The sequence below is a fragment of the Hydrogenivirga okinawensis genome (genome assembly GCF_055385515.1).
Window position 1 is genome coordinate 1,623,029 of sequence record NZ_AP042386.1, and the last position, 24,059, is coordinate 1,647,087.

The window sequence follows — 24,059 nt, forward strand, 5'->3', positions numbered from 1 at the left end:
TTCAGAAACCGAAAAGGTTTCTTTCGAACTTAACGAAACCCTGATCCTGAGCCCACAGATCGAGACTAACGGAAGCTATATCTTCGAGGTCGGGCACGGCGAGCCCCTCCTTCCTGAGATCAACGATCTTTATGTAGTGGTTGCATTTCTTACAGGTCTGTATATCTATGTAGTTGATATCTGGACTTGTGAAATAATCGAGTTTGTCGTCCTCCACGTTGCCACAGTTAACGCACTTGGTTCTGACATAGAGCCAGTCGGTAAGACACAGGCTACACCTTAGAAACCTCGCTCCCTCCCATTCTTCCGTATCCATAAGGAAGGAAACGGAAGGCTTGAAGCCGCAGACCGGACAGTGGTTCTTGAGCCATTTCTCCTGTTCGAAGTTAACCCTGTCGGCGGATACGTACATTATAGGTTGTAGAAAGCTTATAAAGAGTAGTCTCGATACATCGTCCGCCATCTGACTCTCTAAGAAGTAATTGATAAGAGACAAGAGTTCATCTCTTTCCAAACTTCTCAAGTACTCAGATCCCTTCTCTATTTCGGGAGTTCCGCACTCAGAAGCCTTTTCGAGTAAAGGATAGAGATACTTGAGGAAGGGTGATAGATCGAGATCCTTCAGTTTAAAAGCAGGTTTGCCCTTCTCTACCCTACTCTGGGCATTGAAAGTGTCTAAGTATAGTCGCGATTCGGAGAGATCGACGATCATTAAGTTCTGATACTCCAAGATGCAGGAGAGGAAGTCCAAGATCTGGGAAGATTCTGGGAATTTTTCCTTTAGAGCCGGGAGCCGCCCGAGGGCGAACTCCCTCTCCTTCTGCTTGAATACGTTCATTCTCCCTTTACCTCCCTGTACCACTTGGGATGGTGAAACTTAGCCCATGTGGCGGATACCTTACCTCCTATCATGCCCCACAATGAGCCCGGAACGCCTATAGTTCCCATGTATATATGAATTACGGTAAAGGCACCGGCTATTATAAAGGCTATCTCGTGTATCACTACGGACCAGCGAACCAGCCCCATGCCGAAGTTCTCAGGAAACCACATGACTATACCCGTAAGGAAGAAGACTATAGCGCTCAGGAAGACTATCCAGGCGTAAAGCTTCTGTCCTGCGTTGTATTTGCCGACTTCGGGAAGTTCTTCGTGCCTTCCGCTTATGTAGGCTTTTATCTTCATGAGCCAAACTATGTCCTCTCCGGTTATCACCATGTCCCTCGCCCACTTCAAGATCATCAAGACTGCACCTACTGAGAAGACCACGCCGGCCCACGGATGGAGCCAGCGGGCGAACTCACCGCCACCGAGAAGGGTCAGCAGCCAGCTGAACTTGGCGTAGGCTATTCCTATCCCCGACAGGAGGCAGTACAGGAAGGCGAGGGCTGTGGTCCAGTGGAGAACCCTGTCGAGGGCTGAAAACCTCTCTATCTGCTCTTCGTAAGCCTTCGTGCTCTCTACCGCCATGATCAACCCTCCTCACTCTTCTCTTCCTTTCCGCCGAGGACCTTTATCGGTCCCCAAAGTATCAGCTGAAGGAACACGCCAAGGAGTGTACCCCAAAAGGCTATACTTCCTATTGTTTTTAGAGGTCCCTTCCACAGAGCTATCGAGGCATCCACCCGTGGGTTCTCGGGGAGCTGATAGTCCTCCACGTGGTCTCCATGGGGAAGGACGTAGATGTATCCAGTTCCTCCAACACCGGGAGGATCGTAGAGGGTAGCGTTCGGATAGCCCATGCTCTTGAGCCTTTCCACGATCTTCTTACCCTTTTCCACCATGTCCTCTTTAAAGCCAAAGGAGAGGCAGTTGGTCGGACAGGTCTTCACACAGGCGGGCTCTAACCCCGCGCTCACCCTGTCAATACAGAAATTACACTTCCACGGCTTGTTGTTAGCGTCGTACCTCGGAACGTCGAAGGGACAGCCCACAAGGCACATCTTGCATCCTATACACTTGGAGTGATCGAAGTCCACCACACCGTTCTGATACTGGATGACAGCTCCCGGAACGGGACAGGCGATCAGACAGCCAGGCTCGCTACAGTGCATACACTGGTACTTGGTTATGAACCATGTAAATCCCCGGCTCGTCTCACCTTCCTTGAACTTCATCAGCATGAAGGTGTCAGGCCTCAGATCCGGATGGGACTGGTAGCCTGCGATCTTCCTCTGGACTACCTCTTCGGGCGTTAGTATGGGAGGGGTGGTGTCGTGCCACTGCTGACAGGCTGCCTCGCAGGCTTTACACCCAATACAGGCAGAGATATCAACGAGGATCGCAAGTTCTGGATAGGTCTTCGTTGAAAGATCGGGTTCCTTGGAGGCGGAGAGCCTCTTAATCCCTAATCCTACCGTTCCGCCTGTCGTTAATGTGCTCATCTTTCCACCTCCCTTAAGCTCTTATCTTCTCAATGTTGGCAAGGAAGCCCTTGAACTCGGGCGTCCTCGAGTTCGGATCCCAGACGTTGGGCGTTATGAAGTTGGCTATAGCGCCCTTCACCAGACCTTCGAATCCCCAATGTATAGGTATCCCTATGGTGTAAACGGTCTTCCCTGCGACCTGAAGGGGCTTTATCCTCTTGGTAACGAGAGCCACAGCTTCTATGGAAGCCCGTGCCGTCGAGACTCTTACCATATCTCCGTTCTGGATACCTTTCTCCTTAGCCAGCTCCTCCGGTATCTCGACGAACATCACGGGTGCGAGATGGGCAGTTCCGTATATGTGCTTTGTCCAGAAGTGGTAGTGTTCGGTTAGCCTGTAGGTTGTGGCGACGTAGGGAAACTTGTCAGGCGTTCCGAGTAGGTCTATGTCCGCCTTGTAAACCTTCGCGACCGGGTTGTGGGGAACGTTTGGATGGAGGATGTTGGTCACGGGAGACTCGTAAGGTTCGTAGTGCTCCGGCAGGGGTCCGTCCTTGAAGGTGGCGTAGCTCTTGGCGGCGAAGAGTCTTCCCCTTCCCTCAGGGAGCATTATGAAGGCACCTATACCTTTCTCAGGCGGTGCGGTGGCTGCAGTGTCCGGCGTATCTCCTACCCATCTTCCTTTTTCAGGATCCCATCTCAGGAGAGGTCTTTCGGGATCCCACGGTCTTCCCTTTGCATCGGCGGAGGCTCTGTTGTAGAGAACTCGCCTGTTGGCGGGCCAGTTCCAGGCGTAGTTGGGATAGGTCCCTAAGCCGAGGGGATCGTGCAGGTCAGTTCTCTTAGCCAGGTTGCCCTCCGGCGGGTAAACTCCACAGTAGAGCCATCCTCCGCAGGCCGTAGATCCGTCGTCCCTAAGTGCTGTAAAGAGCTTTACCCTCTCTCCCTTCTTGTGTCCGTCCACGTCTCTGGTGTAGTAGCCGTTTATCTCGGTGAGTATCTCCTCCGCCGTCGGATAGTAGGGGTTCTGATAGGGCCAGACAAGGTTGAGTATGGGATCGGGGAACGCTCCCCCTTCCTTTTCGTAGAGCTCCTTTATCTTCATGAAGAACCTTGCGAATATCCAGAACTCATCCTTGGCGTCTCCGGGAGGGTCAGTAGCCTTGTACTTCCACTTTATCCACCTTGCACTGTTGGTAAAGGAACCTTCCTTCTCTAAGAAGGTAGCCGTTGGGAGGACGAGTATCTCCGTCTTGATCTCCTTAGGATCTACTCCCTCCGCCTTCCAGAACTGGGCTGTCTCTATCATGAAGGGATCCATTACAACCATCCACTTGAGGTTCCTTAGAGCCCTTACCGTCTTCTTGGCGTTAGGCGTGTTGTTTACGAAGTTTAGAGCTACCGTTACCACTCCCTCCACTTTTCCTTTGTACATATCGTCTATGAACTTGTCCCAGGAGTTGTAACCTCCCTCGGGCTTGTATAGGTAGTCGTAGGCGAAGTCATTTTCAGGTGTTGCGGCGTCGCCCCACATGCACTTGAGGAAGCTAATAAAGAACTTAGGATAGTTCGCCCAGTAGTTCATGCTCGTGGGATGGAGCTTTTTAGGAGTTCTGTTCTTGAGGTGTTGAGCTAAGGTCTGCTCCTCGGGTTTAGGAGGCTTTATGTAGGTTGGGAGGTTTTTGTTCTGGCCGGCGAGGTCTGTCATTCCCTGAACGTTGGAGTGACCTCTGAGGGCGTTTATTCCACCTCCCGGACAGCCTATGTTTCCGAGCAGGAGCTGGAGCATACAGGCGGTTCTTATGAGCTGGGTGCCGTAGGAGTGATGGGTCCATCCCAAGGCGTAGAGGATCGTCATGAACTTGTCGGGAGCTCCGCACTTCGCCACCTCCTCCGCAACTCTGAGGAAATCCTCTTTGGAACATCCGCATATCTTTGAGACCACCTCCGGTGTGTATCTCGAGTAGTGTTTCTTCAGGATGTTGAGAACACAACGCGGATGCTTCATCTCCGGATCCATCTTGGGATAGCCTGTGGCGGGATCGAACTCATAGTCCCACGTGGTCTTGTCGTAGCTCCTCGTTTTAGGATCGTATCCCGTGAAGAGCCCGTCTTTGAAGCCGAAGTCCTCCCTCACGATGAAGGGTCCCGTGGTGTGTAGCCTCACGTATTCCTTCTGATACTTCTCGTTCTGAAGGATGTAGTTGATAAGACCACCGAGGAAAGCGATGTCGGTTCCAGGTCTTATCTGGACGAAGATGTCAGCCACCGCCGATGTTCTGTTGAATCTCGGATCTATGTTGACTATCTTAGCTCCCCTCTTCTCACGGGCTTTTATAGCCCACTTGAACCCACAGGGGTGGTTCTCCGCTGGATTCCCTCCCATAACGAAGACGAGATCCGAATTGGAGATGTCTATCCAGTTGTTGGTCATCGCTCCTCTTCCGAAGGTTGGGGCCAAACTGGCCACCGTAGGTGCGTGTCATATAGTCGCCTGTGTTTCTCGCGCCGAGAGACCCAAAGCTATGCCGATCTTCACCATGAGCCACCCCTCTTCGTTCCCAAGGGGCGAGCCCACAGCCCACACTATGGAGTCGCATCTGTTTACCACCCTCCCGGACCTGTCCTTATGAATAAAAGTTCTGTCCCTCGTATCCTTTACCCACCTTGCGAACTTCTCTATAGCCTCGTCCCAGCTTATCTCCTTCCACTCGGAGGCTCCAGCGGGTCTGTAAAGGGGCTTGGTAAGTCTATCGGGAGCGTTCACGAAGTCTCTCAGAGTAGCTCCCTTAGGGCAAAGGGTTCCCCTGTTTATCGGGTCATCCGGATTTCCCTCGATGTGGATTATCCTGTCCTTGACGTTCATAGCACCGTCTGAAAGGGAGTAGGCTAAAACGCCGCAGGATACAGAGCAATAGGGACATATGCTCTTTGTAACCTTAGCCTTGGCTATCTTGAGTTCCCGCACCCGCGCATGAGCCTGCGTGAGGTCGAAGCCAAGACCTCCCACAATGCCGGCTCCCAAGCCTCCTGCCGAAAGCTTGAGAAATCCTCTCCTTGAGATCTCCATCTTTACACCCCCTCTATGGAGTTTTCAACTTTTTAATTAATATCTCTGTTACTTAAAAGCCTAAAAATTGACCTCGTGAGCTCCTTTTATAGCAGTATATTTTCTGACCCTGGGGCTTACGCCAATTCTCTGGAAGACAGGCGTTATATCTTCTTCTCTATATGCGAATAACTTTATATAAGACAATCTTTATATTCAACTTTTCAAAAAATAAAATCGAATTGTTTTATATCAAAAATCAAACGAGGTTTTAGACTTGTAAAGCAAAAACTCCAGGAAATCTTGGGAGAGTTGGGACAGCGGGCGTGACCTGTCCCTCACCAAGTAGAAATTCCTCACTATACTTCCCAGTTCGGAGACCCTGAGCTTTACTAAGAAGTTGTCCTCTTTAAGCGTGTAGTTCGACAGGAAGGAGAATCCCCTCACGTATCTCAGAACCTTCCTAACCGCCTCGTTGCTTCCCAGGGTAGCCACAACGTTCATATCCTTCAGAGAAAGCCCGTAGGCTCTCAGTTTCTCCTCTACCATGCTCCTCGTTCCGGAGCCTTCCTCCCTGATGACCAAGGGAATAGACTTAAGCTCTTCGAGGGTGTAAGTTTTGTCCTCGAGTTCGGGATTTCCAACAGCCCATATCCTGTCCTCGTAGAACTTTACGAACTCGATACTTTCCTTCTCCGGAAGGTAACCTATGATCCCGAAATCAACATTACCGCCGATCACCTTCTCGTAGATCTCTCTGCTGTCACCGATCACGAGCTCTACATTGAGGTTTCCTTTAAAACTTGCGGTGAACTCACCTATAAGGTTTGGAAGTATATAGTTCCCCGGGATACTGCTCGCCCCGACTCTTACCACTCCTCCCCGTCTTCCCGAATACTTGCCTATATCCTCTATTAACCTGAGTTTGAAATCCATCAGTTCCCGTGCGTAATCGTAGAGTCTGTCGGCCAAGGTCGTCGGCACGAGGGTTTTACCTTTTCTGTAAAAGAGCTTCTGCCCTACCTGTTTCTCAAGGTTTTTGATATGAAAGGATAGAGTAGATTGGGAGGCATGGAGGCATTTGGTAGCTTCGGTGAGGCTCCTTTTTTCGTAAACACAACAAAATATCTCCAAAAGCTTCAGATCTATGTCCCTTAGCATCCCCTAAAACTGATTATAGAACTCCTTACTCCGTAATATATGGAGTAAAGTCATACTGCAAATTTTTCAAAGTGTATCTCCAGTTAATTGCAAAAATTTCGTAGGATTCACCGCTGTCCACATAAGAAAATCTAAGGGAGGAGGTGGGGTTATGAACAGGAGGAACTTTCTTAAAGGGATTTCCGCCTTCGGTATATCTTTTGCTTTTCCAAGCTTCTCCTTCTCTTCAAGGAAGGTTGCCCTCAGCTACGATGTGGATCTGCCCTACGAAGGAGAGGCTCACCTCTGGCTTCCGCTTCCTATAAATACTGGCTACCAGAGAGTTCTTAGTCTAAGGTTTGAGGGGACTTACAGACGTACGGGGATATACAGGGACAGAACCTACGGATCTCCCGCCCTTTACGCCGAGTTCCCTCGTGGGGACAGAAAGAAGATTCTGAGGCTTGAGGTGGCGGTAGAGTTCTCTCCAAGAAGGGTCAGTTTTGTGGACGATAACTTTAAACCACCCAGGGAGCTATCCCTATACCTGCAACCCACAGAGCATCTCCCGACGGAGGGTAAGGTCAAGGAGGTGGCTCTAAAAGTAACCGAAGGAAAGAAGACACCCCTTCAGAAAGCTTGGGCTATATACAACTGGGTTGTAGATAATACCTACAGGGATGAGAAGGTGAAGGGATGTGGCCCGGGTGATGTTAACCTCATGCTCGAACTCCTTGATAAGGGAGAGAAGATAGGAGGGAAGTGTGCGGATCAGAGTTCCCTCTTCGTAGCACTGTGCAGATCGGTGGGTGTTCCAGCAAGGGAGGTATTTGGTATAAGGGTGTTACCCTCGAGCTTTTCTAAAGAGCTCTCCATAAAGCCCGGGAGCAAAGATATAACCAAGGCGCAGCACTGCAGGGCTGAGTTCTGGGCGGGTGAGTGGATACCGGTCGATCCTGCGGACGTAACAAAACTGATACTCAAGGAGAAACTTTCCCGCAACCATCCGAGGGTGGACTTCGCCCGCCGTTATCTCTTCGGGAACTGGGATCCCCACTGGATAGCCTACAACTGGGGAAGGGACCTCGTCTTGGAACCTCCCCAGAGGGTAAAGCCTCTGAACCTGTTCGGATACCCCTACGCAGAGGTGGAGGGTGAACCTCTGAACTGGCTCGAGCCAAAGAGCTTCGTTTACAGAATAAAACTTGTGAGGGCTTAGCGCCTCCACCTCCTCTCGTTTCCTTCCCTAACAGTAAAACCTAAGTAATCGAGGTACTCGAGAAGCGGGATCAGGTATTTCCTCGTAAGACCGAGTCTCTCCTTAGCCTCCTGAACGTTGAAGGTATCTCCTATTTCTTTAAGCTCGCCTATGTATCTATTCAACAGTTCGTCAGAGATTATGAGGTATTCGCCTATCCTGTGAACGTACTTTCTCTTAACCGCAAGGCTCAGTATCTCCTTAGGCACTCCCTCCAAGAGTATCTCCCTTTCCTCTTTGATCCCTTCTTTAAGGACTGATTTAAGCCTCTGGAAATCTTCATTCTTTGTAAGATCGCTCTTCCTCTCATCTATTATCAGCTCGTTCAGGAGCCGATAGTTCTTAAGTTTCCCAAGCAGGTATTCGAAGAGTTCGTCGCTGAGCGAAAACCTCTCCTTAACCCTCTCCTTATCTACGCCGAAGGCGTCTTTGAGCTCTCTATCGAGGAACGTCCTTAGCTTCCTTTCCATATTCCCGACGAGATCCTTTGGATAGTAAACACCCTTTATCTCAACGCCTTCTGATCTCAAAATCTCCACCCTCGGATTCTCGCCGGTCAGTCTTCTGAAGAACTCTACCGTTAAACCGAGTGGACCCCTTTCCTTCAGGAGATAGCTCTCGAAGCTGTCCTTCAGTTTTTCGATGTTTTCCTTTATGAAAGCCTTTTTAGTCACGCGTACCTTAGGATGAAGAACCTCACCCCCTCCGAGAAAACTTCCCGATGAGTCCAGCAGGACGAGCCTGTCCCCCCGGCGGACCACAACCTCCTCCTCAAGCCTGAATAGATAAAGGTCTTCTTCTATAACTCTTACCCTTCCCCTGACCTCTCTCATTCCGAAGAAGAGCTGATACATCCTGCCGGGTTTGAGCGGTACCTCAGTCCCTATGAGAAGGAGCCTGCTCTTCTCGTAACTTCCGGGCTTTAAAACCCAGAAGCCTCTCTCCACCTTTGCAAAATCAACCTCTGGCAGGTTCAGAGCCACCCTCTCTCCCGCAACAGCTCTTTTCACGAACACGCCGTGGTTCTGTATCCTCCTGACCCTTGATAGCACACCTATGGGTTCTACAATCACTCTCTCACCTTCCTTAACCTGACCTTCAAAACAGCTTCCTCTCAGAACGGTTCCGTGTCCCTTTACTGTAAAGGCTGAGTCAACGAATATATGCAGGGGCTTCTCTCTTCTGTTCTCCTCCAAATCCTCGATAACCTCTCTGAGAGCCTTCTTCAGCTCCTCCAAACCTTCGCCAGTAAAGGCAGAAACCCTAACTATAGGTACGTTGAACCCTTCCCTCCTTAGGAAGTCCTTGAGCTCCTCCTCCGCAACCTCCACAAGATCCTTTTCTACCTTGTCTATCTTTGTGAGAACCGCGACCCCTCTACGTACTCCGAAGCTCTTAGCCACTCGGAGATGTTCCACGGTCTGGGGCATGACACCTTCACCTGCATCTACCACCAGGAGAACACCGGAAACGGAGCACAGACCAGCTATCGCGTTCTTCACAAACCTCTCGTGTCCGGGAACGTCTATGAGCTCGAGCCTCGTTTCTATCTCGGGGAAGTCCAAGTAGGCGAAACCTATGTCTATACTCAATCCCCTTCTCTTTTCCTCGGGGAGCCTGTCGGTATCTATATCGGTGAGAGCCTTTATGAGAGTTGTCTTACCGTGATCCACGTGTCCTGCGGTCGCGAAAAGGACGTACCTCATCGGCTATGCTTTAACTCGATCTTCCCTCTAACACCTATCTCAAAGTTACTTTCTTTCCCCTCTGGCTTTGTGGAACACGATATGGAGATAGCGAGAAGGAACAGTAATATCCAGAGCATAGATATTAAAATAGCACGATATGAACAACCTTTTCAGAAAGATACCTCAGGTATCGAAGCTGATAGAGACGTTTAAGGATAAATATCCGGAAGAGTATATTAAAAGGGCGGCAAGGGAGGTAACGGAGAGGTTCAGAAAGGAGATAAGGGAGAGGAAGAGAACGGATGTAGAGGATATATACGAAGAGGTAAGGAAGAGGATAGAGGACCTGATGAAAACGAAGCTCAGGAGGGTTATAAACGCTACGGGAATAGTTATAAATACGAACCTTGGAAGGGCTCCCTTAAATCCCGAGGTGCTCGAGTTCATAACAGCGATAGGGGCAGGCTACTCTAATCTCGAGTACGACCTCGAAGAGGGCGGAAGAGGCTCGAGGAACGCTCACGTGGAAGATTATTTAAAAGAGCTGACCGGAGCAGAGTCGGCCTTAGTAGTGAACAACAACGCCGGAGCGGTTTTCTTAGTTCTTAACACCTTTGCAAACGGAAAGGAGGTTGTCATCTCGAGGGGTGAGCTGGTGGAGATAGGAGGAAGTTTCAGGATACCTGACATAATGAGGGCTTCCGGAGCAATCTTGAGGGAGGTGGGAACTACCAACAAAACGAGACTGAGCGATTACGAGGGAGCAATAAACGAAAGCACCGCTCTCCTTATGAAGGTTCACAGGAGCAACTTCTACATGGAAGGGTTTGTCGATGAGGTGGATCCTAAGGAGCTATCCGGGCTTGGCAGGAGATACAAGATACCCACATACTACGATGCGGGAAGCGGTCTACTTATGGATCCTGAAGCGCTGGGCATTCCTTCACGGGAGCCGAGTTTTAAGGAGTGTATCTTGGCAGGAATAGACGTGGTTTCCGGAAGCGGAGATAAACTCTTGGGAGGTCCTCAGGCTGGGATAATAGTGGGAAGGAGGGCTTACCTCGAGGGAATAAAGAAAAATCCGATGGCAAGGGCTTTGAGGATAGACAAGCTGACTCTCGCTGGGCTCGAGATGACTCTCAGATTGTATCTCGAGGGGAGGTATGGTGAGATACCTGTCGTAAGGATGCTCTCCGAAGGGGAGGAGATTCTCAAGAGAAGGGCTAAGAAGCTCTTTAGGCTTCTGAAAAACTTAGAAGGGTTCGAGACCGAAATTGTGAAGGATATAGCCAAGCCCGGAGGGGGATCGCTTCCGGAGCTTGAGCTTCCGACCTACTGCGTGGCGGTAAGGCACAAGGATCTTTCTGTAGAGGAGCTTAGCAAGAGGCTAAGATCGGCCGATCCACCGGTTATAGGGAGGATAAGGGAGGATAAACTCCTCCTCGACATGAGAACCGTATCTGATAAAGAACTTGAGGATATAAGGAAAGCTCTTATTTCAGCTCTATGAGGGCGAGCTTCTTCCCGAATTCGTAGTTTCGATTTTATCAAAGGAAGGAGTGGCAAAGGTTCCAAAAACTCTAAAGAACCGAGCTTTCGATAACATTAAACTTTTAAACATGGTGGAACTTCTCAAACTTGTTCGTTCTTCGGGTTGAGCGGCCAAGCTGGGTCCGGGTGACCTGCGGGAGATCTTAGAGGGCTTGGATGTTTACACGGACGAGCGTACGCTCGTGTCCATAGGGGATGATGCGGGAGTCTACGAACACAACGGCACCGTCTGGGTTCATACGGTTGATTTCATAACACCTATACTCAACGATCCCTACCTCTGGGGAGCGATAAGCGCCGCAAACTCCCTCAGCGACGTTTACGCCATGGGAGGGACTCCCTTAAACGCTCTCGCTATAGTGGGTTTCAACAACTGTGATCTTGACGTGAGCGTTTTTAAAGAGGTCATGAGGGGGGCGGTGGATAAACTGAGGGAGGCCAAAACCGTTCTCCTCGGAGGACATACGATAGACGACAAGGAGCCCAAGTTCGGTCTTGCCGTTGCAGGGGTGTGTCTTGATGGGAGATACGTAACCCAGAGCGGAGCCAAACCGGGACAGCTTCTCGTTCTTACCAAGCCCGTGGGAACAGGAATACTCGTGAAAGGTGTAAAGGAGGGACTGCTCGAGGAGAAGGACATAAGCGATGCGATAGAGAATATGCTCACACTGAACGATAAGGCGAAAGACCTGATGCTATCTCTTGGAGCTACCTCCTGCACGGACGTCACTGGTTTTGGGCTCTTAGGGCACGCCTGGAACCTATGCATGAACTCTGAGGTAGGTGCGAGAATAGAGTTTGACAGAATTCCCATATATGAGCTGTCGGTAGAACTTGTTAAGAGGAAGGTTTATCCTAAGGGAGCTATAGATAACCTGAACTTTGTAAGAGAACATCTGAGGAGCGATCTGGATCTCTGGAAGCTTATCCTGCTTTCCGATCCGGTCACGTCGGGAGGACTTCTTTTCACGATCGATAGGGAAAAGGAAGATTATTTGCAGAGCAAAGCTAAGGAACTCGGCGTTGACTTCTGGATCGTAGGAGAGGTTTTACCTGAGAGGATCTTAGAGGTGGTTTGATTGGCTTCCCTACCTGACAGCTCTTTCAAAATTTGAACAGGTCTTATAAATTTCTACTAACGGCTGGCGGGTATCTGAAGTTTGCGGAGCGAATTTGGGCGGAGGCGTAAGCCGAAGCCAAATACCCGCTTGTTATCTGCCGTTGCGCCCATTATGTAACCTCCTTATTGTTGTTATTAAGTCCTCTTCCGACCTTTCAACATCCAACATATTGTAATAGATTACCTTTGTTTGTTTCCCTTTGAATGTAAACGATTCAGTATGGGTCTCACCTGACCAAGAAGGGTAGATAAGTATGCTGTTCGTTACATTATATCTTTCAGCATAAACTAATACTTGGTAAAAGTCATCAGTTGTTGGCTCGTTTTTATATTTTGCATCCGCTATAATTATGGCATTGCCGTTTTTTAGAATTAAATAATCTGGTTCAATTTCGTATTTCAATGTATTATCGAACAGTGGTCGTTTCTGGTATCTTTTTACTTTATATTGTTCATTTAGCTTTTCCCTAAGCACATTATAAATGTACTCTTCAAAAACTTTATTCATATCAACTACAAATGATTTTACTTTAACCTCTTTTGCTGATTTAATGTCTAATGTTGAATGTGTAATAAAAAACATACACAAATTAAGTATATCATAATAATAACTCCTGCTATTTGGAAGAGTTTGATAGGTGATTGCTTCTTCAATCTCATTCACAAAGTCAATACCTCGTGGTAAAGGAATACCTTCAAACCACCTGTATTTTTCAAAGAAGCTGTTTCTTATTTCGCCTCGCAACGAATGAGAATATAGAGATAAAAGCATCCACAAAGTAAATTTTATTGCTTTATTTTCAGGATTGTCTTTAGATAACTCAAAATTTCCACAAACAACTTTTGATTTATTCCCTTTTAGCCAACTATTTATTGTTTCCTTAACCAACAATTTACCTTTTACTAGTGTATCTTGAGTATAATATTGTGATGTTTTCAGAAAGCCAAATCTTTTTATCTTCTCTAACTCAACTAAGAGAACATATATCAGAAAATGAAAAACGTTAGGATATTCTTTTGCGTATCTTCTCCCAACTTGCACAATTTCCTTTAAGTCCTTTATAGATACTCTTCTTCCCTGAGCTTTGTAAAGTATGTAAAGAAAATTTTCTATTGGGGCTTTTGGATTAACTGTTATTATAATCTCTTCACTTATGGGTAAAATGCCAACATAATTCTTTGCTTTAATTCTTACTCCAGCTGGAGAAACATCAGTTATATCAATGAATGGTCTGATATCTGAGGAGATGCTCCTGAGTGGCAAAAAAGGGTTATCCCTAAATTCTGGTAATTCCCCAATATCTTGCCATTCTTTGAGATCAATCCTCAAGTTCAAGTCCCTCCCAGTATATCTCTCTGATTTTTTCATAGACATCTTTCTTCAAATCAGTGAAATACTCTTTCAAAAGAAAAGAGAGTTGATGCTCCCATAATAGTTTCAGGTCTTGCTTGGACTTTACATCTTTGAAGTAGGCATGCCCCAATGGATAGAATTCCTGTATTTTCTCAAAAACCTCTATGATTTTTTCAATTAAATCATTTTCTACTCCATTTTCTTTTAGTATTTTTCTTAAAACATTTGTGTCAGGCCCAACTTCAAAAAATTTAAACCGTCTCATTAAGGCAAAGTCTATATCTACTGTGGACTTGTCCAAGGTATTCATAGTGCCGATGATGTATAGGTTTGTGGGAATTGTAAAACTCTCTCTTGAATATAGCAATTTAACAACTTCTTTTCTGTATTCAAGAGCAGAAAATATCTCTCCAAATACTTTTGATAAATCCGCCCTGTTAATCTCGTCAATTATAAGGACATAATTCTTATCCGGATTACTTTTTGCTTCTTTACACAATTTCTTAAAAATCTTGCCTTCAATTTTGAAGGCTATTTGTCCAGTCTCTTTATCTACCTCAGGGAAAATGCCCTCTACAAAATCTTCATATGAATAGGAGGGGTGAAATTGGACAAATTCGATGTTGTTCGGATCATTGGCTATGGCAAATGCCAACCCCTTAGCGTAGTATGTTTTACTTGTTCCCGGTGGTCCATAGAGAATAACTTGTTTGTAGTTCTGTATAGATTCAAAGATTTCTTTCATTCTTGGGTCTTCTAAATCTATTTCTGGAATGGGTGCAACCTCACGAGGTGGATTCCATACTTCAAGACATATCTCCATGGCATCAAGAAGGTCATCCCAGTCGGTAATGTATGTTCTCAATCTGGCTTTATACGCTCTAAGATAGTTGTTAAGGACATAATCTAAATAATCTCTTTTGATATTAGAGGGGCAATATGGATTATTTACGATAACCTTTACAACTCTTGGTTTTTCCTTATGCTGCTTATAGAGTTCTCCTAATACCTTAGGGTCATCTGTGGTTCGAGCGAGAGAAATAGCCTCTCTTTCCTCATGTGGAACATAAACAACTTTTCTTGCATAACCTCCCAAATTTTTGTCACACATCCAGTGGCAGAACATATCAAATATATCAAAATCAAAGAACTCTAGAATATCTTGAGATACTGTCTCAATAAACTTTTTTAATTTATCATTATTTTCTAGATATTCATCAAGCAATGTGGAAATTCTAACCCCTTCTCCATAAAAATTCCTTGAAATGAAGTGAACAGTGTCAACAGTTTTATTATTTATAATTAGAAAGTCATTTTTTAATGGGTAAAGTATTGGTGTTATAAATCCTGTCTGAAATCCTTTGCTATACTCACTCTCCACAAACAGCTTTATTGCCCTTTTTTGAGTCTCAACATCATCATTTTCAACTAAAGTTTCAATTAGATTAAATATTGCTTCGGCAACATTTGACCAGTTATCTGAAGTTTGCCATCCAGCATTTTCAAACCATGATTTAATATCCTTTGTAACAACACCCCATATACTTGTTCTATATCCTCTTTTTTCGTTAGGTTCGTTAATCTGATACGGAAGCAACCTATACAAAACTAAATCTGTAATATCTTCTTTCCTACTCTTCTTTTCTTTGATTTCGTTAAAAACCTTTCTGACCTCTTCCCTTTCTTTTTCATATCTTTCTAAATGCTCCTTTCCACGCTCAGTATTGAGATACTGTTGTTTAAATTCCTCCACTATTTTTTTAAGTTCTTCTTTCTTCAAATTATTCATAATTATCACCTCCAGAATTTAAGCCAAGAAGTTTGTTAAGTTCTTCCATTGCTTGAATGTGGAGCTGTAAAGATTCATCTATTACCGAAAAGTAATTTTTCAAATTATTCACAAGAATTCTGATTTTATCCTCTGAAAATTTAGGTATTGGAATTTTAGTTATTTGTTTAGGGTAGAGATGAGTTTGGCCGCTTGGACCCAAAGCTATCTTATCAAGCACTTCCTGCATTACTGGCTGTAGAAATAATCCTAAGATGAGCCATCTTTTTATTTCGTCAGATTCTCTATATATAAGCAATTCACCAGAACACACAGCTTTCAAATCATGGAGAAATATACCTACTCTTCCTATTGACCCTTTTCCAGTAGCTACAAAGATAATATCTCCATATTCTATAGCAAAGTTTTTGTAATTTTTATCAAAGTCAGTTTCATCAATGTAGCTTTTCTCACCTTTTATCTCTATTCTTCCGTCTTGGAGAATGTTTCTAACCTTTACCACAAATACACCTGAATTCTTATATTCCTTTTCACTCGGAGTTTTCCCTCTTAGAAATTTGCTTTCTTCCAAAAAGAAACAACCTATTTGCTGGACATTTTCAATAATTTGCTTGATCCATTTTGAAAAATATTGAGGATCTACTCTGCCAATCCTTTTAGCATCCTGAATCCTCACAATAGTGGAAATCTCTTTTTTATATCTTATTAACCTCTCAGTATCAGGTAAAATTTCCGCGTAAATCTCCTTAATCTCCTTCCTCTTCTTCTCCGCCTCAATTTTTGCCTCTATGGCTTGCTTTAGTTTGTTGCCGATGGAATCTTGAATTTCTCGTGGAGGTAGTAAGACGGGTAAATGTTCTATATCTTTTGGATACAGATGAACAGTTTGGCCCCTTACCGAATAATTGAGCATGTATTTCCCAATCATGCTGTTAAGATAGAGGATAAGATAATAAGGATTGATTTTTTCAATATTTGGTCGCAGACGAATTAGTTCTCCTATACAAATTGCTTTCTCATTATCGTTTAAATGGACTATGGATGTATTTGTTCCGATATATCCTTCTGCATGAGCGGCAGATAGGACAAGAATATCTCCATCTTGCAGGCGTCCTTTTTCTGACGAATTGTATGCATCAATGGTAGTTCTCTCACAGTTTGTAAGATCTACAAAAAATAAGTCTGTAAGATTTGCGGGTTTTACTATTTTAACTTCCCCATCAGATGAAAGCGGTAAACCTCCTCTGCCCGAAGATGGCGGTGTTTCCAATAATTTTAGTAGAGGTAAAACATCGTAGCTATTTTCTTCGGCTATTTCTTTTACCTTTTCAATACTCCTCACTTTCCTCGGATGAACTGAGTAAGGGTCTGCTCGGTAAAACCTTTGATAATTCTGAAGCGTTGAAATTACTGAGATTTCTGATATCACTTTCATCTCCCCACCCCCTCACAAATCCGCTTTTTCAATTTCATACCTCCAGACAGGGCAGTATCCATTTTTATACCAATCGCAACACTCTTCCTCCTTAGCGTCTGGATTCTTGCACGGATCACACATTCTGCCTAAGCCAATGTAATTTCTCCAGTCACAAAGAACTTTACCCAAGTCGTTGTGATCTGGATCTGGCGGGGTATCCTGTTTATTTAATACATAACCAAGATACTGAGGTAATGAGCCGAAGATTTCGTAATCTTCAGGTGGGTTTTTCATTTTCTGATATAGAATAACTGCGGTTTTGACACCCGTTCCTGCAGCTTTAAATGCATTGTGTGGAAACTCTACAATAGCATGAATTCTTGAATTTCTGTAAAGAAATCTCCTTACATATTCGTCTTCGCTGTTGGATAAGACGCCAGTATCCACAACCGTAAAGACATACCCACCCTCCTTAACAAATCTTAAGAACTCTTCAAGAAAGACAACCTGTTTAGGTAAAGCATCTTTGAAGAGTATCGGTCTTCCAGCATCATCATAATATATAATATGCTCATCACCAGTGGAACTATCCCTTATAACCAGTTTCTTAGAATAATTATAAACATCTTCGATTGTTATCCATTCTCTCCCTAATTTCTCCTCAATCTTTTTGTACAAGAATTCACCAACCTTAGATTTTCCTCCTTCTTTTTCATAAAGAATTTTGGATGCAAGTTTCTTGATAAAGGAGTCAGGCAGCGAGTTTAAATTTAAGGATAATTCACCATATATCAGAAATTCACGGTTAAGTTTGTTTTGTAATTCCTCTACAATTTGAGTTTTAGTTTTTCCTCGCGTTGAAACACCATGTTTAGCTGCTAATGCTTTTAACAGATTGCTTGGTAGATCTTTGAATTTTATTTCATATTCTTCCTTTACCTCACTAATTCCCATCTCTCTTAGGCATTGCCTGTAAAAGTCTGCAATACCCATTCCAAATTGTTTCTCTAAAAGTTTTTCGGCAATCTCTTTACTCATATCTCCTAACCAGAGCTCAGTTGCTAATTTGTATTGACAGAGGATAAACGGATTTGTAACCATCAAATCTTGACTTCCTCTTCCAAAAGGTGGGTTGGTTATTACTAAGTCAAAACCATTCTTAATTTCTGAATGCTTATCTGACCAGCTTAATTTTATTATTTCTGCTATACTTTTAAAATCTCTTCTTCTGCTGAGTTCTTCTAAAGTATTCCACTCTAAATTTAATTTGTGGTGAAGATCAATTAATCTGTCGAGCATTACAAACAATCCTTTTATCTCTTCAGACTCTAAATCTACATCGTATTTCTCTTTCAACCCCAGAGCCACATTTGATATTTCTTCTATTTGATCGATTACCTTTAACACATCTCTTTGACGATACATCCTTTTCAGTTCGTTTATTTTTCCCTGGAGCTCCTCTAATAACTTCTGGATTAAGTCCCAATAGACCAAAAACCCATACCAGTTCAATGAGTCTGCATTTTCTATGTTAGCAGCTCCATCACCGTGGAAAATCATGTTCCACGCCGCCCAACTTGCGACATCTGGGCTTATATCTATTCCAAAAATCTTATTTGAATAAATTTCTTGTATGTATTTATCAGATAAATTATACTCTCTCTTTAGTCTATTTACCCAGTGAACTAAGTATCGGGCTGAGCCACAGCAGGGATCGCAAACTGATAAATTAGAAAACTCAACGGAACTTTTCTCAAAAAGAGACCCGACTATTTCTACTACTGTAAGAATAATATTTTTTGGAGTAAAGAATCGCCCCTCTTTTTTATCAAACACTCCGCTGTGAGCAGCCAAAGTTTCAAAAAGAATTCCAATAAAATCCTCTTCCCTCTCCAATCCTCTTAAGAAACTGTCAGCTCTAAGAATTCTTTGTTTTGCTCTCTATTTTAGCGTCTGGAAGTCTATCAGGACTTATTGCATTTAAGGAATCGTTTATTAAACGTTCCAATAATGGATTTAGATTTGAATGTTCTCTTCTAATTTTTTGTAGTGTTTGTTCCATCATCCTTCTATCTAGTCTTTGCAGTTCATTTCTTAGGTCATTTATTGGGTCAGTACTTCCTGATTTTTTCTTTTCTTTGTATTTATCCAATATCGTCAGCATTAGAGGCAGCAAGATTTTTGTGTCCCCTATTTCTTTATATAGGAAGTCATGGACTTTCTGGATTTCTGTAACCAAACTCATTTTTCATTCCTCCTATATTCATTTTTGATTGGCATAATGGCAGATAACTCGTTTATATCCGCATTGCGGATATCCTGATGATTTAGTGGTATATACGCAATATTGCGTATATACATCCCTCTGGGTGCAATCATGGTTTCCTCCCTTTAAAAAATGTGTCAATAGGGCTTTTTGTACTTGCTATGCCTGCTTTACTAACATGTGTATAAATCTCCGTTGTTTTACTACTTTTATGTCCGAGTATCTTCTGAACATATCTTAAATCAACACCACTTTCAAGGTTTCCTTCCCTTGTAGTTTTTAAATATTTTGCGGTCTCTTCTAGTGTCATTATTTCAGAGAGACCTTTCATCATAAGGTTAACTCCCTCATATGATGATTGATATATAGCAAAGGAAGGCAAAAAGTCAAGTTCCTTCGTGCGGGCAAGTCGGAAGGAGGCTCTGAAGGAGTTCGAAACAGACATCATATTGGCTCCGGGGGAGGGATTCGAACCCCCGACCAGGTGGTTAACAGCCACCCGCTCTGCCAGCTGAGCTACCCCGGATGCAGAAATTAAATTTTATCCCTCACACCCTTAAAAATCAAGGTCGTAGTCCTCGTCTGAAAAGCTCTCCTCTTCTTCGAAAACGTCCTCCTCTATCTGAGATGCAGGCGTTGCTAAGGAGGCAAACTTGGCGAACTCCTTTATGAAGGCGACCTTTATTATCCCTGTGGGTCCCTGCCTCTGCTTGGCAACTATTATCTCCGCAATCCCCTTCTCCTCGGGAGAGGGATTCTTCTTGTAGTACTCAGGTCTGTGGAGGAAGATTATTAGATCCGCGTCCTGCTCTATTTGACCGCTTTCTCTTAGGTCCGCGAGCTGAGGTCTCTTGTCACTCCTGTGCTCCACCTGCCTTGAGAGCTGTGCGAGGGCTAAGACGGGTAAGGAGAGCTCCTTGGCGAGGGCTTTGAGGTTCCTCGAGATCTCGGCGACCTCCTCCTGACGGGAGGACTTCCTCACGGGAGACCTCAGCATCTGAAGGTAATCGATAGCCACAAACTCTACACCTCTCTCTTTCTTAAGCTTCCTCGCCTTCACTCTGAGCTCTGTTGTCGTAAGGGAAGGGGAATCGTCTATATAGATCTCGGACTTGGAAAGCTCCAAGGCGGCGGTTAGGAGCTTCTCTCTCTCCTCTTCAGTAACGAAGCCGGATCTTAGCTTCTGGAGGGGAACCTCAGCCATACTCGATAGGAGCCTCATAACGAGCTGCTCTTTACTCATCTCTAAGGAGAAAATGGCTACGGGTTTCTCTTCTACGAAGGCAACGTGGTGGACGAGGGTGAGCATAAAGGATGTCTTACCCATTCCCGGCCTTGCCGCCAGAACAACCAAGTCGGAGGGATGGAAACCGGTGGTCATCATATCGAGTTCTGTGAATCCTGTCGAGAGCCCGGTTACAAGCCTCTCGGTCTCTCTGAAGTTGTCTATCATCTTTATCACTTCGTTAGCTACGTCCTTTATATGGTGGTAGTGGGTTACGGTGGTCTTCTCTGATATCTCGAATATCTTCGACTGGGCTATCTCTATTATCGTATTGAAGTCCTGAAGCTCCTTTATATCCTTGATCAGGTTCATGGAGAGCTCAAGGACGGATCTCAGTCCTGCCTTCTCCTTGACTATCCTGCAGGCGGTTTCCAACGTGTTTATTGGAGCGGCTTCTTCGTAAATCCCCAAGATCCAGTCGAAGGGGAGCCTCTCCTCAAGACCCTCCTTCCTTATATAGTCTCTCAGGACCACCTCGTCCCAGTTGTTTCCGTGCTCCTGCCAGAGCTTGACGATTATGGAAAAGAGGAGCTTGTGCTCTTCTATGTAAAAATCCTCTTCCGAGAGGTACTCCAAAACCGTGGGTATGTTATCTGGGTCGGCGAGCATAGTTCCGAGAACCGATCTCTCAGCCGACTCGTCGTAAGGGGGTTTTATATTGAGAGAGAGCATACTAATAACTTAATCCTTTACCGCCACCACCTCTATCTCTATTTCGGCTCCGAGAGGGAGCTCTTTAACTCCCACCGTCACCCTCGCCGGCTTGGGTTCCACATCTTTGAAAAATTCCTCGTATAGTTCGTTGAATATCCCGAACTTACTAAGGTCGGTAAGATATATGGTGACCTTCACTACATTCTCCTTGGAATATCCTGCAGCCTCGAGAACAGCCTCCACGTTCGATAGAACCTGCTTCGCCTGATCTTCAAACCCTTCCCTGAGCCTGTTAGTTTCCGGATCTATCCCTATCTGTCCAGAGAGGTAAAGGGTATTTCCTACCTCTACAGCTTGGGAGTAGGGACCTACCGGTTTGGGAGCCTTTTCAGTGTGCACTGCCCTTTTCATTCTTCCTTCACCCCCCTAAAGCTCAAACTTCTTTATGTTGTTCTCTATACTCTCCGTGCTCTTAGATATCTCGGTTATGTTGTCCCTGATTGTATCAACCGCCCTGCTCTGCTCCTCCATAGCGGTGGCTATAGCGTCTATTGCGGTGGCTATTTCTTTGGTAACCTCATCTATCTTAAGGTAGCTCTCCACCACCTCCTCGGATGCGTTCTTGCCTTCCTCAACGGTTCTGAGAGCCCTCTCAACAAGCTCGGATATTTCCTTGGCGGCGTTCCCCGATATCTCCGCGAGCCGGCGGACCTCATCCGCAACAACTGCGAAACCTCTCCCCACCTCTCCCGCCCTCGCAGCCTCTATCGCCGCGTTCAGGGCAAGGAGATTGGTCTGCTCCGCTATGTTTATTATCGTCTCCGTTATGGAGTTTATATTCGCGCTCACATCAACTATGCGATTTATAGCAGAGTGCATAAGCTCTACCTTGTTCTTGCCGTCGTCTATAGTGTCTTTCATATCTATGGATATGTTCCTCGCTTTCAAGGTTTCCTCCGATATCTGCCTTATAGCCTCGGAGGTTTCATCTACGGAGGTAACTATGCCTGAAAGGTTGGAGGTAACCGTTACTATGTCCTCCCTTATCTGGAGCAGAGCCTTTTGCAAATCGTCAAGGGAGCTGTTTATATACTCTGCAAGCTCCTTAAGATCCCCGCTGAACTCCTCTTCTATCCTCTTTCTCAGATTACCTTTGGAAACCGCCTCCATAACTCCCTTTATCGAATCCATAGCCCTCTGTAGGTTATCTAAGGAGGTGTTTATGCTATCCACCAAGATCTTTACATCACCGCGGAAATCCCCCTCAATCTTATGCCTGAGCCTACCCTTCGCCACCTCCTTCATTATCTCAGCCAGGTTGTGGACCACCGAACCTATGTTAGTGAGCATGTCAATTACCGCCTTCTCAAGGTGGTAGAACTCATCCTTTACGTCGCTCAAAGAGCCTTGCACTTTGAACTCCATCCTGCGTGCTATGTCAACCACCTTCCCTACAACGTCCTCTATTCTGGTGTTTACGGAGCGGAGCGTTCTGTGCACAAAGATATACACCCCTAAGAAGACCGCAACAGAAAGAACAACAACGGAAACGAACTTAACGAGGGACGATCTGCTCAACGCTACTGCGAAGTTCCGCACATCGGAGAGCATTTTGTCCTCAATTTCCTTGAGGATATTTATCTTCTCGGTTTGAATTTGAAACCAGTGTTCCGCATCCACCCCGTAGTCGGACCCCTTAGAGAAGGCGAGCCTTTCAAGTTCGAACGCCCTGACGAACTCCTCCCGCCGCGAGTATTCCTTAAAGAGCTCTATGTATTCCTCGGGAGCAACGTCTGAAAAGGACCTCATGTGAGCCTTTTCCCTGCCGTCTATCTCCTTGTATCTCGCCAGTATGTTGGTGTCCAAGGAGTCCTTCCCGAAGACCACGCTGACGAGGGCTCTCTTTATACCCGCGGTGTCCTTCGCATAGGAGAACTCCTTGAGGGCTATCACCCTCGCCACAGCATCTACATCCTGCAGGTACCTCGTAGCCGTACCTACAAGTCCTATCAGATCCTCGTTTATAGCGGTGTAGTACTGGACTACGTCCCCTACCCGAATTGCGAAGTTGTCCACCCTATCCCTGACGGAGTTCAGTTCTTCAAGCTCATAAGAGATCCTGTCCAGAACCTCCTTGGCTCTGGGTGGGAGCTTAATCCTTTTCGCTACCTCTCTGAACTCCTTGAGGCGCTTATCCGTCTCGGTCCGTTGTTTCGGTAGCTTATCGCCGAACTTCTTACCCCCGCTACCCACGAAGCCGGCACTCATCCCCCTCTCCTTTTGAAGTTCATGAACGAGCAACAGGGCACCCTTGGCAAGCTCGGAAATCTCGATAACCTTCTTTGAAGAGTTGTAATCAGACCAGAACTTTACGGAAAGAATGAGCGAAAAGAGGAACATGAACAACAGAGGTAAAGCTACAGAAAAGGTTATTTTCCTTTTCAAACTCATGCTTTGAATTATATAGTATCGTGATTTTACCTCCGCTTTCAGAGGGTCCGCCAAACTCAGTTCCGCCCTATACCTGCGGTAGAGCCGTATTGAACGGGCTAAGATTTACTTTCGGAAGGTTTGTCAGGTTCCGTGAAGAAGGCGAAGTATGCCATTAAGAGTAAAACCACAAGCGCGCTCAGAGGAATGAACCAGTCTTTTATCATTATTCATCCCCCCTAACTTTTTACCTCAATATGGTTCTACTTTACCCTCCTCCAGTTCTCTGAGAGACTTCAAAGAGGGCTCGGACAGCTCTGCATTTCTTATTTTTGCAAGACCTCCCTCATAAGGATAGGGCGGAACTGCCTTTAGGAAAGCGTATATGGCGGAAGACATCGGAATGCCGAGCTTCCTGACTATTCTTTCTGCTTCCCTCTTGGTTTCTTCGTCCACCCTTAAGAACTTTTTGGATACCGTAGTTGAAGATCTGCTTAAGTGGGTATGCAGGGAACAACCGTTGTCTGCGAGATATAACCTTCACAAACTCAAAGGTAATTTGCGGGATATATGGGACATACATCCTAAGCATGATCTGATCTTGCTCTTCAAGGGTTCTCTTTCGGAAGTTTTCAAGTAAAAGGAGCTTGGAGTTTGCTGATTACTTTAGAACGTCTTACACTAAACAGGAA

General features: G+C 45.4%; 20 protein-coding genes and 1 tRNA gene. 4 read left to right on the forward strand and 17 right to left on the reverse strand.

Translation table 11 applies throughout. The features are described from left to right. Nucleotide 1 precedes the first annotated feature (1 nt). The 5 genes from ACZ483_RS09295 to ACZ483_RS09315 all read right to left on the reverse strand — a co-directional run bounded on the left by ACZ483_RS09295 (nt 2) and on the right by ACZ483_RS09315 (nt 6,576). Nucleotides 2-838, reverse strand: a complete 837-nt coding sequence (locus ACZ483_RS09295) for a formate dehydrogenase accessory protein FdhE (protein WP_464323896.1) — start codon at nt 836-838, stop codon at nt 2-4. After that, nucleotides 835-1,470, reverse strand: a complete 636-nt coding sequence (locus ACZ483_RS09300; RefSeq protein WP_464323897.1) for a formate dehydrogenase subunit gamma — start codon at nt 1,468-1,470, stop codon at nt 835-837. The genes ACZ483_RS09295 and ACZ483_RS09300 overlap by 4 nt, the downstream gene beginning before the upstream one ends. Nucleotides 1,471-1,472: 2 nt before the next feature. Then, nucleotides 1,473-2,384, reverse strand: a complete 912-nt coding sequence (gene fdxH / locus ACZ483_RS09305; protein ID WP_464323898.1) for a formate dehydrogenase subunit beta — start codon at nt 2,382-2,384, stop codon at nt 1,473-1,475. A gap of 13 nt (nt 2,385-2,397) precedes the next feature. Beyond that, nucleotides 2,398-5,436, reverse strand: coding sequence for a formate dehydrogenase-N subunit alpha (fdnG, locus tag ACZ483_RS09310; protein ID WP_464323899.1), 3,039 nt, complete (start codon nt 5,434-5,436; stop codon nt 2,398-2,400). A gap of 231 nt (nt 5,437-5,667) precedes the next feature. Beyond that, entirely contained in the window at nt 5,668-6,576 is a 909-nt protein-coding gene (locus ACZ483_RS09315; RefSeq protein ID WP_464323900.1) for a selenium metabolism-associated LysR family transcriptional regulator, read from the reverse strand. A 151-nt stretch (nt 6,577-6,727) separates the two neighbouring features. On the opposite strand from ACZ483_RS09315, the gene ACZ483_RS09320 reads away from it, so the two are divergent. After that, nucleotides 6,728-7,774, forward strand: coding sequence for a transglutaminase-like domain-containing protein (locus ACZ483_RS09320; RefSeq protein WP_464323901.1), 1,047 nt, complete (start codon nt 6,728-6,730; stop codon nt 7,772-7,774). Here ACZ483_RS09320 and selB read toward each other — a convergent pair. Beyond that, on the reverse strand, nt 7,771-9,519 hold the full coding sequence (selB, locus tag ACZ483_RS09325) for a selenocysteine-specific translation elongation factor (protein ID WP_464323902.1): 1,749 nt from the start codon (nt 9,517-9,519) through the stop codon (nt 7,771-7,773). The two genes, ACZ483_RS09320 and selB, sit on opposite strands and share 4 nt — an antisense overlap. A 139-nt stretch (nt 9,520-9,658) precedes the next feature. Here selB and selA point away from each other — a divergent pair, with 139 nt between their 5' ends. Next, nucleotides 9,659-11,011 (forward strand): L-seryl-tRNA(Sec) selenium transferase, encoded by a 1,353-nt coding sequence (gene selA, locus ACZ483_RS09330; RefSeq protein ID WP_464323903.1) that lies wholly within the window; start codon nt 9,659-9,661, stop codon nt 11,009-11,011. Nucleotides 11,012-11,168: 157 nt separating this feature from the next. Beyond that, nucleotides 11,169-12,131, forward strand: coding sequence for a selenide, water dikinase SelD (selD, locus tag ACZ483_RS09335; RefSeq protein WP_464325146.1), 963 nt, complete (start codon nt 11,169-11,171; stop codon nt 12,129-12,131). 132 nt (nt 12,132-12,263) lie between these two features. Here selD and ACZ483_RS09340 read toward each other — a convergent pair whose 3' ends face one another. The 11 genes from ACZ483_RS09340 to ACZ483_RS09390 form a co-directional block, all read right to left on the reverse strand. Then, complete coding sequence (locus tag ACZ483_RS09340; protein ID WP_464323904.1) at nt 12,264-13,541, reverse strand: McrC family protein; 1,278 nt, start codon at nt 13,539-13,541, stop codon at nt 12,264-12,266. Next, on the reverse strand, nt 13,492-15,315 hold the full coding sequence (locus ACZ483_RS09345; protein WP_464323905.1) for an McrB family protein: 1,824 nt from the start codon (nt 15,313-15,315) through the stop codon (nt 13,492-13,494). Before ACZ483_RS09345 ends, ACZ483_RS09340 begins: the two co-directional genes overlap by 50 nt. Then, nucleotides 15,308-16,750 (reverse strand): restriction endonuclease subunit S, encoded by a 1,443-nt coding sequence (locus tag ACZ483_RS09350; protein ID WP_464323906.1) that lies wholly within the window; start codon nt 16,748-16,750, stop codon nt 15,308-15,310. The genes ACZ483_RS09345 and ACZ483_RS09350 overlap by 8 nt, the downstream gene beginning before the upstream one ends. Before the next feature lie 12 nt (nt 16,751-16,762). Then, nucleotides 16,763-18,628 (reverse strand): N-6 DNA methylase, encoded by a 1,866-nt coding sequence (locus tag ACZ483_RS09355; protein ID WP_464323907.1) that lies wholly within the window; start codon nt 18,626-18,628, stop codon nt 16,763-16,765. Nucleotides 18,629-18,650: 22 nt separating this feature from the next. Beyond that, nucleotides 18,651-18,977, reverse strand: a complete 327-nt coding sequence (locus ACZ483_RS09360; RefSeq protein ID WP_464323908.1) for a hypothetical protein — start codon at nt 18,975-18,977, stop codon at nt 18,651-18,653. Between the two features lie 130 nt (nt 18,978-19,107). After that, nucleotides 19,108-19,332, reverse strand: coding sequence for a tyrosine-type recombinase/integrase (locus ACZ483_RS09365; protein WP_464323909.1), 225 nt, complete (start codon nt 19,330-19,332; stop codon nt 19,108-19,110). A 116-nt stretch (nt 19,333-19,448) separates the two neighbouring features. After that, nucleotides 19,449-19,524: transfer RNA gene (locus ACZ483_RS09370), tRNA-Asn, on the reverse strand. Nucleotides 19,525-19,554: 30 nt separating this feature from the next. After that, nucleotides 19,555-20,955, reverse strand: a complete 1,401-nt coding sequence (dnaB, locus tag ACZ483_RS09375; RefSeq protein ID WP_464323910.1) for a replicative DNA helicase — start codon at nt 20,953-20,955, stop codon at nt 19,555-19,557. 9 nt (nt 20,956-20,964) lie between these two features. Further along, entirely contained in the window at nt 20,965-21,348 is a 384-nt protein-coding gene (locus tag ACZ483_RS09380; protein WP_464323911.1) for a RidA family protein, read from the reverse strand. Nucleotides 21,349-21,363: 15 nt separating this feature from the next. Beyond that, nucleotides 21,364-23,388 (reverse strand): methyl-accepting chemotaxis protein, encoded by a 2,025-nt coding sequence (locus tag ACZ483_RS09385; RefSeq protein WP_464323912.1) that lies wholly within the window; start codon nt 23,386-23,388, stop codon nt 21,364-21,366. 231 nt (nt 23,389-23,619) lie between these two features. Beyond that, nucleotides 23,620-23,823, reverse strand: coding sequence for a hypothetical protein (locus tag ACZ483_RS09390; protein WP_464325173.1), 204 nt, complete (start codon nt 23,821-23,823; stop codon nt 23,620-23,622). Here ACZ483_RS09390 and ACZ483_RS09395 point away from each other — a divergent pair. Continuing rightward, a complete protein-coding gene (locus ACZ483_RS09395) occupies nt 23,771-24,007 on the forward strand; it encodes a type II toxin-antitoxin system YafQ family toxin (protein ID WP_464325147.1) in 237 nt (78 codons plus the stop codon). The two genes, ACZ483_RS09390 and ACZ483_RS09395, sit on opposite strands and share 53 nt — an antisense overlap. Nucleotides 24,008-24,059 lie beyond the last annotated feature (52 nt).

Bases quoted from the DNA above. Each gene is read 5' to 3' on its own strand.
- ACZ483_RS09295 (WP_464323896.1), bottom strand. From the start codon at position 838: ATGAACGTATTCAAGCAGAAGGAGAGGGAGTTCGCCCTCGGGCGGCTC.
- ACZ483_RS09300 (WP_464323897.1), bottom strand. From the start codon at position 1,470: ATGGCGGTAGAGAGCACGAAGGCTTACGAAGAGCAGATAGAGAGGTTT.
- fdxH (WP_464323898.1), bottom strand. From the start codon at position 2,384: ATGAGCACATTAACGACAGGCGGAACGGTAGGATTAGGGATTAAGAGG.
- ACZ483_RS09315 (WP_464323900.1), bottom strand. From the start codon at position 6,576: ATGCTAAGGGACATAGATCTGAAGCTTTTGGAGATATTTTGTTGTGTT.
- ACZ483_RS09320 (WP_464323901.1), top strand. From the start codon at position 6,728: ATGAACAGGAGGAACTTTCTTAAAGGGATTTCCGCCTTCGGTATATCT.
- selB (WP_464323902.1), bottom strand. From the start codon at position 9,519: ATGAGGTACGTCCTTTTCGCGACCGCAGGACACGTGGATCACGGTAAG.
- selA (WP_464323903.1), top strand. From the start codon at position 9,659: ATGAACAACCTTTTCAGAAAGATACCTCAGGTATCGAAGCTGATAGAG.
- ACZ483_RS09340 (WP_464323904.1), bottom strand. From the start codon at position 13,541: ATGAAAAAATCAGAGAGATATACTGGGAGGGACTTGAACTTGAGGATT.
- ACZ483_RS09345 (WP_464323905.1), bottom strand. From the start codon at position 15,315: ATGAATAATTTGAAGAAAGAAGAACTTAAAAAAATAGTGGAGGAATTT.
- ACZ483_RS09350 (WP_464323906.1), bottom strand. From the start codon at position 16,750: ATGAAAGTGATATCAGAAATCTCAGTAATTTCAACGCTTCAGAATTAT.
- ACZ483_RS09360 (WP_464323908.1), bottom strand. From the start codon at position 18,977: ATGAGTTTGGTTACAGAAATCCAGAAAGTCCATGACTTCCTATATAAA.
- ACZ483_RS09365 (WP_464323909.1), bottom strand. From the start codon at position 19,332: ATGATGAAAGGTCTCTCTGAAATAATGACACTAGAAGAGACCGCAAAA.
- dnaB (WP_464323910.1), bottom strand. From the start codon at position 20,955: ATGCTCTCTCTCAATATAAAACCCCCTTACGACGAGTCGGCTGAGAGA.
- ACZ483_RS09380 (WP_464323911.1), bottom strand. From the start codon at position 21,348: ATGAAAAGGGCAGTGCACACTGAAAAGGCTCCCAAACCGGTAGGTCCC.
- ACZ483_RS09385 (WP_464323912.1), bottom strand. From the start codon at position 23,388: ATGAGTTTGAAAAGGAAAATAACCTTTTCTGTAGCTTTACCTCTGTTG.
- ACZ483_RS09395 (WP_464325147.1), top strand. From the start codon at position 23,771: ATGCCGAGCTTCCTGACTATTCTTTCTGCTTCCCTCTTGGTTTCTTCG.